Consider the following 11,641-nt stretch of genomic DNA (forward strand, 5'->3'; position numbering starts at 1 on the left):
AATCCTACCAAAAATAAAGTAATATTTATAAGAAAATTCCAAAAGAAAGAGGAGCTTTTCTTTTAATTCGAAAAGCTCCTCTTTTTTTAATGTGAAGAAGCATCACTAATACCATGACCAGTATTGGATTTCACAAGAATTTCATCAAACTTTGCTGCATCTTCTTTCTTACTAGAGAAAACAGTTCCTAAATATGCTGCAAGGAATCCAAGCGGAATAGAAACAATTCCAGGTGTCGTATATGGGAATATCGCCTCTCCAACAAATATAGCTTTCCCTACCACAGGATTCCAAACGTTTGGACTTAACCCAACAAGAACAATTGCTGATACAAGACCAACGATCATACCACAAATTGCACCCGTTGTATTAAAGCGCTTCCAATATATTGTAAATAATATAACTGGTAAATTTGCACTCGCTGCAACTGCAAATGCTAGTGATACTAAAAATGCTACGTTTAATGTTTGCGCAAATAAAGCAAGTATAATAGATACTATCGCTACTCCAATAGACGCATAACGAGCCATTGAAACTTGTTCTTTTTCCGTTGATTTTCCTTTGCAAATAATCTCGTTATAAAAATCATGAGCAAATGCGGAAGCCGCTGTTAATACAAGACCTGCTACTACAGCTAAAATTGTTGCAAAAGCAATCGCCGATACGAATGCGAATAAGAAATCGCCACCTAACGCTTTAGCTAATAACGGTGCTGCCATATTACCGGCTGGATTTGCCTGAATAATTGCCTCATTCCCTACAAAAGCCGCCGCACCAAATCCTAAGAAAATCGTCATAATATAAAATGCTCCAATTAACCACGTAGCGTACACTACTGATTGACGTGCTGTTTTTGCATCACGTACTGTGAAAAAGCGGACAAGAATATGCGGTAATCCTGCCGTACCAAGAACTAGTCCTAAATTTAAAGAAAGTGTATCCAGACCATCTTTATACTTTACTCCTGGATTTAAAAATGATTCCTTCAATGGAGTAGCTGTTTTCATTTGAGCGAACATTTCTGTCACACTGAAATTAAATTTGGAGAAAACGATAACAGAAATAATAAATGTACCTGCCATAAGTAGTACAGCCTTTACAATTTGTACCCAACTTGTAGCTGTCATTCCTCCAAAAATAACATAAACAGTCATAAGTGTACCCACGATTAATACAGATGTTGTATATTCGATACCTAATAATAATTTAATAAGTGCACCCGCACCGACTAATTGTGCAATCATATAAAAAATTGAAATCGTCATCGTATTAAGCGCTGCAATACCGCGAACCTTTTTCGCATCAAAACGCGCCGCAATCATATCCGCTAACGTGTACTTCCCTAAATTTCTAAGCGGTTCTGCAACTAGGTACAATACAACTAAGTAAGCAACTAAGAAACCTATACTATAAAAGAACCCATCAAATCCTGTTAAAGCTATCGCTCCGGCGATGCCAAGAAATGACGCAGCAGACATGTAATCCCCAGCAATAGCCAGACCATTTTGCCAACCAGTTAATCCCCCGCCAGCCGTATAAAATTCACTCGCATTTTTCGTTTTTTTCGATGCAAAATAGGTTATAACGAGTGTACCGAGGACGATAATTAAAAATAGTGCAAAAGCGGTTGTGTTCAAAGTCAGCCCCTCCCTTTTTGCATATCTTGCAGAATTTTTTGCGAGATTTCATCAAAGGATTCTGCTTTTTTGCTATAAATCATACATAATGCCCATGTCATTATAAATTGCGCAAAAGCAAATACCCACGCCCATGTAACATCACCAAATACCGGTGTATTAAGTACCTTTGAATACGATGTTAAAATAGGTAATGTAATAAAAAAACTTAAAAAGAAAATACTCATCGGAATGATAAACTTCTTTTTTGTATTTAATAACAATTGAAACTCTTCAGACTGAACAACTTCTGTATAATTCACCTCACTTTGTAACTTACGTGCTGACGTATCATCTCGTTTCATTCTCTGGTCCCCTCTCTTAACTTAAAATACAATTTACCCTTGTATACCAAAAGAATAAATCTTGCAAATATTCAGAAACTTATTTTTATTTTAGACAATCCGTACATTCCTGCAAAGATTTTTCGATAGACATTTTTCGTCATTTTCTCTTAAATTTTCAATATACTTTTTTAACATAAAATTTGATTGATTCGATTAAACTTTTATTCCCGTTAAAACAGAATAAAGTGAAACTTTAATCAGCGTGGGGGGGTTACGGGCAGCATGACTCCTACCTAACTTCTTCGTATTCGCCGAATTTTGAGGTGGGAGTCTTACTGCTCGCAAATAGCGGGATAAAAAAAATAGTGCTTATCGCACTACTTCTGTCTTTGTCTCCTTTTCTAAATTACGAGCTGTTTCGCTTAATTCAACGTCTTTTCCATCTTTAAGCGTTCCAAATATAAAATCGAATACTGGATTTGAAACACCAAACCAAAACTTTTCATTTTTATAGTGGTGTAATATGTGCTGTTTTTTTAGCCATCTTCCAAACTTAGTGAAGGGACGAATCGGTTTATGTGCAATATAATGTTTCCATTCATAAACGAGGAGCATGATAATCATTCCGACTCCAAATGAAAGTGTAACAGTAACACTTTTTGTAATACCATATGATATAAGTAAATAGATAGTAAAGCTAGGTATACTAAACCATACAGGCAAAAATAAAAGTTTTAAATCATCTGGATAGACGTGATGATCATAATGTAATCTTCTTAACATTTTTAATAAAAGTGCGTTTTTAGGCGGCTTTAAATGGAATAAAAAACGATGTGTCATATATTCGTTAAGCGTATAAAAAACAATCCCAAACAGACACGCTAACATACCGATCCATGTAAAAAATTGCATTTTTAAAATAAGGATAAAAATTAATAGAACACTATACATAATAACAATATCATGTTGCAAAAAGAACTCCTTTACCACTCTCTTCATCTTTCTTCCCCCTTCTCCACAAAAACAGCCGCAACATATCGTTACGACTATTTCTTTTCTATTTTATTCTTATTCTATTCACTTTACAAATTTGCCTGCTGTTCTATTGTCGAGAAAAAAGTGTTCGGACCAAATATATTTTGCTTTGGGATAATGTGTTCTACTGCAAACACTGTTACTTCACCCCTTTGTACTTCTCCAATAATAAGCCCAAATACTTCATGGTTTACCGCAAACGTTGGTTGTTTCGTTTGCAGCAACCTTGCTGCATTTTTAAATACCGCTTCATATAGTGGATTCCTATCAGTAATTTCTTTTCGGATTTTTGGTGCTAAAGTGATGATAATTTCTTTTCCGTCAATAGTGGTTCGATACATAAAAATCTCCCCTTCAATCTTATATGAACAACTGTAAAGCTTTGTATGCAAAATGGATAGAATATCCTACTAAAATAATACCTGCTCCGGCTGTAATATAGCCAAGTGCTTTTTGCTTTAATAAAGTTCTTCCGAAATGTACAGAAAAAGCAATATTTAAGTTCCACAAAATAATACCAACAATAATGCAAAGACTGTACAAAAAAGCTTCTTGTTTCGTTACTTTTGTAAGCAAAGAGCTAAGTGTACTTCCGTATATGCCAAACCAAAAAACGAGATTTAATGGATTGGATATCGCGATAAAAAATCCTGCCATAAAAGATTGTTTAAGTCCACCTATCTCTTCTTGTTTATATTCCATATTAGAGTGAGAAATTCCTTGTTTCACACTTTGAAACCCTAAATAAAACAACAAGAAAAACCCAGTGCAATACATAAAAGCTTGTACATATGTATACATAAACACAGAAGATAAACCGAAATAAATAAGAAGCATAAACAAAATATCAGCAGTCATTCCTCCAATTCCAACAATCCATGCATGCCAAAATCCACGTTCAATTCCCCTTTTTAACATTTCAATATTAATCGGACCTACAGGCGCAGCTAATGAAATACCTAATACTATTTGTTGTATAATTGCTCCAAACATCGCTCTATCCTTTCTACTTCTTTTACTATTAAGTAATGATGTAAATATAGAAAATAGACTAGCTTTCATAAAAATTATTCACTAATACAGTACCCTTTTTTATCCAAAATATACAAAAGAGCCATCCTGTTGATGGCTCTTATTTCTCTACTCTATGATGAAAAGGACATTTACCTTTAATCGGCTCAATATCATCCCCTATGAAATATTGTTTCCATTCACGATGATTAGGATCGCCGTAGTGACTAATGTTAGGGTGTTTCGGCAACTGATCCCACTTTTCAACTCGTTCACGGACCATTTGTCTTGAATACGAACCTTTAGGACGATCTCCTTCTAAGCCATCGAAAATAGTTCGTGGCTGGAATCCAATAACGAGAGAATTTCCTAAATGCCTAGTCTTTCGCTGTTTATAAGCTGGCGCATTCCCAAATGCAAATATTGGTTCACCACCAAATGAAAATTCCCATAAATAATGCTCTGGATTTTTCGGGATTTGCTTTGGCCATAATTGATTATCTTGTTCATGTAAATATTGTAGTACTTTCCAAAAATAATCTCGATAATATTCGATTGATTTTTCTTCACATTCCGGTTCCACAAAAAGAAAAAAGCCCCTTCTTACAATCGGCCGCTCTCTCATTAACTCTAAAAAAGATAACATTGTATTGGGTAAATGCCCCCAATCATTATGAGAGAGAAATGAATAACGAAGTTCATTCTTTTTCAAAGCTGTTAAACCGAAATAACACGGAAAAGTTGGTTCTAACACGACACTCGAAAAATTTTGAAATTCTTTTGCAACCCAATTCGGTATGTCGCCTCTATTTTTCATTCCTTCATTATCTAATAAATAAGACTCATCCATTCTTTCACCTCATTATGTACAGCATTCACTTAAGAATATTACATACTCGGCTTGTCCTATACCTTTTTAAAAATACAAAGATTTCAAAGCGCTTACTTGACTAAATTCTACCAATTCGTGTATATTTAAATTAATCATTTAGCAGAATATTCGAGAAAATAGCATTTTTTATTTATATTATTTTTTAAAATGAATTTCACTAAATGAAAAAAGGAATCGTTTTTAGGAGGAATTGTGACATGCAAGGAAAAGTAAAATGGTTTAACAATGAAAAAGGTTTTGGATTTATCGAAATGGAAGGCTCTGAAGATGTATTCGTACATTTCTCTGCTATTCAAAGCGACGGCTACAAAGCTTTAGAGGAAGGTCAAGAAGTATCTTTCGACATTACTGAAGGAAACCGTGGACCTCAAGCTGCTAACGTAGCAAAACTTTAATCCCACATATGACAGGAGGTTACCTTACTTGGTAACCTCCTTTGTTATTCCTTTGTATATTTCCGTTTTACAGAGCAAAAACTATGTGAAATGCGCAAAATCCAAAGGAGGCAATAACAATGGGGTCACATGTAAATGATTTTGAAGAAGTAAAATTCCGTGTAGAAACTGCACAAAAAATGGTAGGTTCTGCAACAATTTCAATGGATCCAGACACATTAGAGCATGCCACTACTGCAGTAGAATCGGCTCGTTCTCAGCTTGAAGTCATGAAATCCGTTGCAACGGATTTAGATGAGCCATTTCTAATGAATGAAGAAAAAAAATTAAGTAAATGCGAGCATCAATTACACGAAGCGAAGCACTAAAAAACATCCAGAGAAAATTCTCTGGATGTTTTTTTTATGACAATTGCTCCCCATACTTTTTCAACTTCTCTCCAACCGTACATTGCCGTATACAAAAAGAATGGGCATAGTATTTACTATGATTTTTCCGATTATGTTCCTGCAGGAAACACCCTCCGCAATACGTTTCTAATAAGTCATTTACCTCTGTAATGAGTTGCTTCTTCTTCACGTGTGCACCTCTCTATTCGGTTATTTCTTTATGACTATCAATTGTCGTCCCTTCTAATGCTTGCGCTGCTAATTGATGTGCCTCTTTATTTTGTTTTCTAGATATCGGTTCACAAACAAGTTTTAATTTCATTTGCTTCGCTTTTTGTTCAATTTGGTCTAAGTAATGATTTAAATGTTCATCATAGCAAGGCCATTCACCGGCTAATTGTTGCAGTACAACTTGAGAATCTCCACGAAGTGTAACTGCTTCATATTTAATTCCTAATTCCTCGAGTGTATTCATCCCGTATAATAATGCAGCATACTCCGCTTCGTTATTATCATATATGCCTTCTATGTATGCATTGCGACGAATTCGATAATTTGTATTTCCTTTTTTGTAGTATACACATATGCCAACCCCAGCTTCTTTCGTCTGCACATCATAACCACCATCAAAATAAACTTGAATTTCTTGAGGATCTTCCTCCACTTGCTTACTCAGTTTTTTCATTTCTTTTAATGACCATTCTGCATCCATTTCATCGTAAAATAAAAGTTCTTTCACCCTACCTGTTTTCTCAAAATCCTCCGCAAATTGAAGCACTTCTTCTATATTCATATAATCTGTTGTTAATTCAGTTTGTAAACCACGCTTCGTTTTATACAACCAATGTATTTTATATTTCATACTAGATTCCCCTTTTATAAGACTTCTTATATTTATTTTATTATATTTTATCAAGAGTCACAGTATTATATACAATTTAATCACATACAAAAAGAGCCATCCTAAGTAAGGACAGCTCTTTCATCTATTGCATAAATCTTTCAAATTGCACTCGCTTATTAATCCAGTACATTACAGGCATACCAATTGCCATTACAACAAATTCACCAACTGCACAAGTTAGCCATGTCAATAAAAATGGCAGATCAAACGCAAGATGAAGTTCAATTGCAATCATAAACATTGTGACTGTAAAAATAACTGTATTAAAAATCATACGAGCCCAAACACCTTTAATGAAGCGCATAGAAATAATAGTTGCAAGTAATGCAAGAATGGATTGCCCTACTCCAAATACTAAATCATAAGCGATCATAGGTGAGAAAAAGAGATTCGTTAAAAATACACCTAATACAATCCCGTAAATTGCTTTCTTATTGAATACAACGAGATGATTAAACATCTCTGAAATACGAAACTGTACACTGGTAAAGCCAAATGGCTGAATAAGCATAGAAACAGCAATATATAATGCCGCTAAAATACCATTACCGACTAATGTCCTTATATTCATGACAAAATCTCCTTAGTTTTTTTACGTGGGATGGTTTCGAACCACGTTATTCGTTTTTAAGCAACAAGATTATATTTTACGCAATAGGTACTCTTTCGTCAATAGATTCCTATCATTTACTACCTTTTTTCTTTTAGACAACGTATAATAAAGTGAAACTTTAATCAGCGGGATTTTGTCCATCCCCCACTGATTATTAGCCCGCACCAATCGGGTTTTTACGGACAGTTAATACGGGATAAAACATATGAAAGATTTAGGAGGTTTCACTTCATGACAGCAACAATTCAAAATGAAAAAGTGATCGTTTCCATCTCTGACAAAGGTGCAGAATTACAAAGCGTTCGCTTAAAAGAAGACAATACAGAATATTTATGGCAAGGTGATTCTACTTATTGGGGACGTCGTGCACCAATCTTGTTTCCAATCGTCGGTCGATTAGTAGAGAATACATACTACGTAGAAGATAAACCTTATTCATTAACACAGCATGGTTTTGCCCGTGATCTTTCGTTCTCTGTTAAAGAACAAAGTGAAACAAAAATCACTTATGTCGTTACTAGTAATGAAGATACGTTACAAAAGTATCCATATGAATTTGAATTACTCGTTTCTTATGAAGTAGACGAACAAAATATACATGTTACATATGAAGTAAACAATCCTTCTTCAAAAGAGATGTTCTTCTCAATCGGAGCACACCCTGGATTCAACTGTCCTTTATTAGAAGGCGAATCATTTGCAGATTATCATTTATCATTTAACGGATCTGAACGTTTAGAAACTAGCATATTAGAAGGTCCTTTTCTTTCAAATGAAAAGCAACTAATCGCTGAAAATACGAAAGAATTGCCACTGGCATATGATTTATTCAAAAATGACGCGCTTATTTTTGAAAATATGAATACGAATGAAATTTCTATTCGCTCACATAAACATAATAAATTTGTAAAAGTAGCATTTGATGGGTTCCCATTTGTCGGCATATGGACACCAGGAGATAACGCACCTTTCTTATGTATTGAACCTTGGTACGGAATTGCTGATGAAGTAAAGCAAGCAAAAGATTTTAAAGAAAAAAAAGGAATTCAATCGTTACAAGCGAATGAAACATTTACATGTCGTTATAGCATTACAATTGGATAAGTACTCTATCCCCTACTTCTAAAAAGATTTTCAAGTAGGGGATAACCTTATAACTGGAGGTTTCTCATTTTGATTGAAGTATATATCGATGGTGCATCAAAAGGAAATCCTGGCCCTTCTGGTGCGGGAGTTTTTATTAAAGGAGTACAGCCACCTGTACAATTGTCATTACCACTTGGAACAATGTCCAACCATGAAGCAGAATACCACGCTTTACTTGCAGCATTAAAGTATTGCGCAGCGCATAATTATAGCATTGTATCTTTTCGTACAGATTCCCAACTTGTTGAGCGGGCTATTGAAAAAGAATACGCAAAAAATAAAATGTTTGCACCGCTTCTAGAAGAAGCACTGCAGTACATAAAAAATTTCGATCTCTTTTTTATTAAGTGGATTCCAAGTAGTCAAAATAAAGTCGCTGATGAATTAGCTAGAAAAGCTATTTCACAAAATTAACGGGGGTATGAGTGTGAAAAAAGGGTGGATTGCTCCTCTCGCATTATTATTTGTCTCTTTTATTTGGGGAGCTACGTTTGTTGTCGTTCAAAATGCTATGTCTTTTGTTGGTCCTTTTACTTTTAATGCTATTCGCTTTTTATTCGCTGGAATTATTTTATTATTCGTTCAAATGATTTTCTCTCAAAAAACTTCAAAACAAGATATAAAACATAGCAGTCTTGCTGGATTGATTGTTGGATTCTTTTTATGTGTTGGCTATTTATTACAAACATTCGGCTTACTTTATACAACCTCTTCAAAAGCTGGTTTCTTAACAGGGCTTAGTATCATTATGGTTCCAATCTTGTCTTTTATTTTTTTAAAACAGCGAGCTACAATTTTCATTGCACTTGGTATTACTGTAGCAACAGCAGGTTTATATTTATTAACGGCTGGTGATTCTTTTCAATTAAACATTGGAGATATACTCGTTCTCGGTTGTGCTGTCGCTTTCGCTGCCCATATTCTTGTTAACGGTTTCTTTTCTAAGAAAATATCACCTTTATTACTAAGCACTTCTCAAGTATTAGCTGTCGGTATATTTTCTTCTATTTGCGCTTTTTTGTTTGAAGATTGGGAAAAATTACTTTCAGTATCACTATGGACAAATCATTCCTTTTTATTCGCTCTATTTCTAACTTCTCTGTTTGCGACATCAATTGCCTTTTTCATTCAAACATCTGCACAAAAACACACTTCTCCAACGAGAGTAGCCATTATTTTCGCAATGGAGCCTGTTTTTGCAGCATTAACAGGCGTTCTAGTAGCAAATGAACAGCTTTCTATTTCTGCTGTTATTGGGTGTCTATGTATTTTCCTAGGTATGATTTTTGTTGAATTACCTTCAAAAACAAAAAAAGAAGCGCGGGCTGCGTAAAGTTACGCTTGCAACTTCCGCATAAAAGCCTTAGCGCTTTTTTTATCTGTAATTTCTTCTTCTTTCAATCGTTCTAATAACGCAACAAAATAACTGCCATCAAACTGTAACTGATGTTTAATCGTCGCTTCTATTGCTACGTTCACAATCCCATCAGATGCACCAGTATATCCTTGTCCAAACATAATAAACCCGTGTGCTTCCTCTGATAATTTAAATCCTTTCGTATGTAAGAATGAAAGATAATCTTCTACTGTTTGCATGATATTCCCACCTACTCAAAAATTCTCCACTTCCTATCATACATGTTTTTATACTCTATGAGAATGAAATTTCTTTGACAACTTTGTAAATCGCTCGTCTACTTCACTAATGATAGAGGATTCTCATACACTATTACAGAATATATAAAGTGAAAATTATTCTGTATTAAAGGGGAGAAACAATGAAACAAGCTCTATTAATTATCGATGCTCAGCAAGAATTAATTGATGGAAATGAACAAGAAAATGAAGTTTTTCGTAAAACCGAGCTATTATCTACACTAAATACAGCCGTACAGAAAGCAATAGATTCAAATGCCCTTATTATTTTCGTAAGAGATACCGATGTTGCCTCTGGTAGCGGCGTGGGCTTTGAAGTACATAATCAAATTAAAGTACCTCAGTCTGCAATCCTTATTAATAAAGCAGCAACAAATTCATTCTATGGCACTTCTTTACTTGAACTTTTAAAAGAAGAGAAGATACATCATCTCGTTATAGGTGGATGTAAAACAGAACATTGCATTGACACAGCTGTTAGAACAGCAACTGTACAAGGATTCGATGTTACATTAATTAAAAATGGCCATTCAACAACTGATTCTAACGTATTAACTGCACAGCAAATTATCGAACATCATAATAAAACTTTACACGGTCATTATAATGTTGATCATTTTTCCGTTGTTAGAGATGTCGAGGAAGATATCTTTCAACCAATTCATGACCAATATCGCGACTAAATTAACGATAAAAAAGAATCCTTACGTGAAAAGGATTCTTTTTTATCCAAAAATTTGTGCTGCAATGCTATATAACTCATTATTCCTTTTTAATAATTGATTGCTATTTTTTATCATAATTGGCGGCATATTCACCTTTCGAAAACCAGAATTCTCTAATCCTTTCATAAAATTCACTTTCCCTTCTGGTACATCTATTCTTAATTTACCTTTATGCCCTTTTGCTAAATAATGTACCATTCTCATTGCCATCGCATCATTTTCACCAACAACTGGTCCTATTATTTTATTTTCTGGCGTTTGTATACTTATACCATATCCTAATACATTTTGTTTTGTATCCTTTATAACGATACATTGTTCACTTTGTATAATTCGATACTTTAAAAACTCTTCTCTATTTGTATTATTTCTTCTAAATCACATTCTTCATAATTCACAATATGCTCTTCATTTCCTACACAATGATAATTCGCATTGTACGAGTTACATATGTATTTAGAAACATAACTAACAGCTCTAAATCCTAGTTTTTTATATAAAGGCTTCCCCTCATCCGTAGCAATAAGCATAATTGGGATTTGAGTTGATACGCTTTTAACGCATGAATCCGTTATTATCTTTCCAATCCCTCTTCCTTTATAATCTGGATGTACAATTACCATTCCGATAGAAGCTAATGCCTCCCCGTATAATATAATTGCCGCGCTAGCAATAAGCTCTTCCTTCGCATTTACCACACCATATACTATACCCGTATTCAAAATCGTCTCAATTTCTTCTCTGTTATAATCCCACCCAATATAAGAAGATAATGCTACAATATCCCCTATTTTTTCTTCCCTAAGACGCTCCACTCTAAACGCCAATTCAATCATTCTCCACCTCATTATTTAGACGTTTGAATCATTCTTTCCGAATCAACTTGTACATGTTTCCCTTTATCTGTCATAC

Annotated in this window: 16 protein-coding genes, 1 pseudogene and 1 riboswitch; of the genes and pseudogenes, 6 read left to right on the forward strand and 11 right to left on the reverse strand. The window is 34.4% G+C overall.

The genetic code is table 11. The annotated features are described in order from the left end of the window. Positions 1-86: 86 nt before the first annotated feature. The 6 genes from ACE38F_RS19905 to ACE38F_RS19930 form a co-directional block, all read right to left on the reverse strand. Positions 87-1,637 (reverse strand): solute symporter family protein, encoded by a 1,551-nt coding sequence (locus ACE38F_RS19905; protein WP_215555830.1) that lies wholly within the window; start codon positions 1,635-1,637, stop codon positions 87-89. A gap of 2 nt (positions 1,638-1,639) precedes the next feature. Then, on the reverse strand, positions 1,640-1,981 hold the full coding sequence (locus tag ACE38F_RS19910; protein WP_215555829.1) for a DUF485 domain-containing protein: 342 nt from the start codon (positions 1,979-1,981) through the stop codon (positions 1,640-1,642). Between the two features lie 351 nt (positions 1,982-2,332). After that, positions 2,333-2,962, reverse strand: a complete 630-nt coding sequence (locus ACE38F_RS19915; RefSeq protein ID WP_016104365.1) for a sterol desaturase family protein — start codon at positions 2,960-2,962, stop codon at positions 2,333-2,335. 83 nt (positions 2,963-3,045) lie between these two features. Beyond that, positions 3,046-3,339, reverse strand: a complete 294-nt coding sequence (locus tag ACE38F_RS19920; RefSeq protein WP_002011898.1) for a hypothetical protein — start codon at positions 3,337-3,339, stop codon at positions 3,046-3,048. Positions 3,340-3,358: 19 nt separating this feature from the next. Beyond that, positions 3,359-3,991, reverse strand: a complete 633-nt coding sequence (locus tag ACE38F_RS19925; protein ID WP_016104364.1) for a LysE family transporter — start codon at positions 3,989-3,991, stop codon at positions 3,359-3,361. A gap of 139 nt (positions 3,992-4,130) precedes the next feature. Then, positions 4,131-4,859 carry a YqcI/YcgG family protein gene (locus ACE38F_RS19930; RefSeq protein WP_002158520.1) on the reverse strand — a complete coding sequence of 243 codons (729 nt, stop codon included), beginning with the start codon at positions 4,857-4,859 and terminating at the stop codon, positions 4,131-4,133. A 239-nt stretch (positions 4,860-5,098) separates the two neighbouring features. Here ACE38F_RS19930 and cspB point away from each other — a divergent pair, with 239 nt between their 5' ends. Beyond that, positions 5,099-5,296 carry a cold shock-like protein CspB gene (cspB, locus tag ACE38F_RS19935; RefSeq protein ID WP_002011904.1) on the forward strand — a complete coding sequence of 66 codons (198 nt, stop codon included), beginning with the start codon at positions 5,099-5,101 and terminating at the stop codon, positions 5,294-5,296. Between the two features lie 119 nt (positions 5,297-5,415). Continuing rightward, entirely contained in the window at positions 5,416-5,664 is a 249-nt protein-coding gene (locus tag ACE38F_RS19940; RefSeq protein WP_002158521.1) for a DUF2564 family protein, read from the forward strand. Between the two features lie 34 nt (positions 5,665-5,698). On the opposite strand, the gene ACE38F_RS19945 is transcribed toward ACE38F_RS19940, so the two are convergent. The 3 genes from ACE38F_RS19945 to ACE38F_RS19955 all read right to left on the reverse strand — a co-directional run bounded on the left by ACE38F_RS19945 (position 5,699) and on the right by ACE38F_RS19955 (position 7,160). Then, the gene (locus ACE38F_RS19945) at positions 5,699-5,875 is read right to left on the reverse strand and encodes a zinc-finger domain-containing protein (RefSeq protein WP_002011906.1); all 177 of its coding nucleotides are present in this window, start codon (positions 5,873-5,875) and stop codon (positions 5,699-5,701) included. Between the two features lie 12 nt (positions 5,876-5,887). Further along, positions 5,888-6,547, reverse strand: coding sequence for a ribonuclease H family protein (locus ACE38F_RS19950; RefSeq protein WP_215555825.1), 660 nt, complete (start codon positions 6,545-6,547; stop codon positions 5,888-5,890). Positions 6,548-6,671: 124 nt separating this feature from the next. After that, positions 6,672-7,160, reverse strand: a complete 489-nt coding sequence (locus ACE38F_RS19955) for a QueT transporter family protein (RefSeq protein WP_002011909.1) — start codon at positions 7,158-7,160, stop codon at positions 6,672-6,674. Positions 7,161-7,166: 6 nt separating this feature from the next. Beyond that, a riboswitch (PreQ1 riboswitch) is annotated at positions 7,167-7,211 on the reverse strand. A 222-nt stretch (positions 7,212-7,433) separates the two neighbouring features. Between ACE38F_RS19955 and ACE38F_RS19960 the strand changes: the two genes are divergently transcribed. The 3 genes from ACE38F_RS19960 (at position 7,434) to ACE38F_RS19970 (ending at position 9,681) form a co-directional block, all read left to right on the forward strand. Beyond that, entirely contained in the window at positions 7,434-8,306 is an 873-nt protein-coding gene (locus ACE38F_RS19960) for an aldose 1-epimerase family protein (protein ID WP_375369756.1), read from the forward strand. Between the two features lie 69 nt (positions 8,307-8,375). After that, positions 8,376-8,762 (forward strand): reverse transcriptase-like protein, encoded by a 387-nt coding sequence (locus ACE38F_RS19965; protein ID WP_375369757.1) that lies wholly within the window; start codon positions 8,376-8,378, stop codon positions 8,760-8,762. A gap of 13 nt (positions 8,763-8,775) precedes the next feature. Then, positions 8,776-9,681: a DMT family transporter gene (locus ACE38F_RS19970; protein ID WP_375369758.1), complete on the forward strand. Its 906-nt coding sequence runs from the start codon at positions 8,776-8,778 to the stop codon at positions 9,679-9,681. 2 nt (positions 9,682-9,683) lie between these two features. Here ACE38F_RS19970 and ACE38F_RS19975 read toward each other — a convergent pair whose 3' ends face one another. Then, on the reverse strand, positions 9,684-9,944 hold the full coding sequence (locus tag ACE38F_RS19975; protein WP_002158528.1) for a DUF6123 family protein: 261 nt from the start codon (positions 9,942-9,944) through the stop codon (positions 9,684-9,686). Positions 9,945-10,126: 182 nt separating this feature from the next. Here ACE38F_RS19975 and ACE38F_RS19980 point away from each other — a divergent pair, with 182 nt between their 5' ends. After that, positions 10,127-10,687, forward strand: coding sequence for an isochorismatase family protein (locus tag ACE38F_RS19980; RefSeq protein ID WP_375369759.1), 561 nt, complete (start codon positions 10,127-10,129; stop codon positions 10,685-10,687). A gap of 42 nt (positions 10,688-10,729) precedes the next feature. Here ACE38F_RS19980 and ACE38F_RS19985 read toward each other — a convergent pair. Then, a pseudogene (locus ACE38F_RS19985) lies at positions 10,730-11,565 on the reverse strand (GNAT family N-acetyltransferase). Between the last annotated feature and the right edge of the window lie 76 nt (positions 11,566-11,641).

This window comes from Bacillus altaicus, assembly GCF_042136375.2.
GTDB classification, from domain to species: Bacteria; Bacillota; Bacilli; order Bacillales; family Bacillaceae_G; genus Bacillus_A; species Bacillus_A cereus_U.

Excerpts from the sequence above, each read along its gene's own strand:
- ACE38F_RS19955 (WP_002011909.1), bottom strand. The coding sequence starts at position 7,160 with ATGAATATAAGGACATTAGTCGGTAATGGTATTTTAGCGGCATTATAT.
- ACE38F_RS19930 (WP_002158520.1), bottom strand. The coding sequence starts at position 4,859 with ATGGATGAGTCTTATTTATTAGATAATGAAGGAATGAAAAATAGAGGC.
- ACE38F_RS19960 (WP_375369756.1), top strand. The coding sequence starts at position 7,434 with ATGACAGCAACAATTCAAAATGAAAAAGTGATCGTTTCCATCTCTGAC.
- ACE38F_RS19915 (WP_016104365.1), bottom strand. The coding sequence starts at position 2,962 with ATGAAGAGAGTGGTAAAGGAGTTCTTTTTGCAACATGATATTGTTATT.
- ACE38F_RS19980 (WP_375369759.1), top strand. The coding sequence starts at position 10,127 with ATGAAACAAGCTCTATTAATTATCGATGCTCAGCAAGAATTAATTGAT.
- ACE38F_RS19920 (WP_002011898.1), bottom strand. The coding sequence starts at position 3,339 with ATGTATCGAACCACTATTGACGGAAAAGAAATTATCATCACTTTAGCA.
- ACE38F_RS19950 (WP_215555825.1), bottom strand. The coding sequence starts at position 6,547 with ATGAAATATAAAATACATTGGTTGTATAAAACGAAGCGTGGTTTACAA.
- ACE38F_RS19940 (WP_002158521.1), top strand. The coding sequence starts at position 5,416 with ATGGGGTCACATGTAAATGATTTTGAAGAAGTAAAATTCCGTGTAGAA.
- cspB (WP_002011904.1), top strand. The coding sequence starts at position 5,099 with ATGCAAGGAAAAGTAAAATGGTTTAACAATGAAAAAGGTTTTGGATTT.
- ACE38F_RS19975 (WP_002158528.1), bottom strand. The coding sequence starts at position 9,944 with ATGCAAACAGTAGAAGATTATCTTTCATTCTTACATACGAAAGGATTT.
- ACE38F_RS19910 (WP_215555829.1), bottom strand. The coding sequence starts at position 1,981 with ATGAAACGAGATGATACGTCAGCACGTAAGTTACAAAGTGAGGTGAAT.
- ACE38F_RS19925 (WP_016104364.1), bottom strand. The coding sequence starts at position 3,991 with ATGTTTGGAGCAATTATACAACAAATAGTATTAGGTATTTCATTAGCT.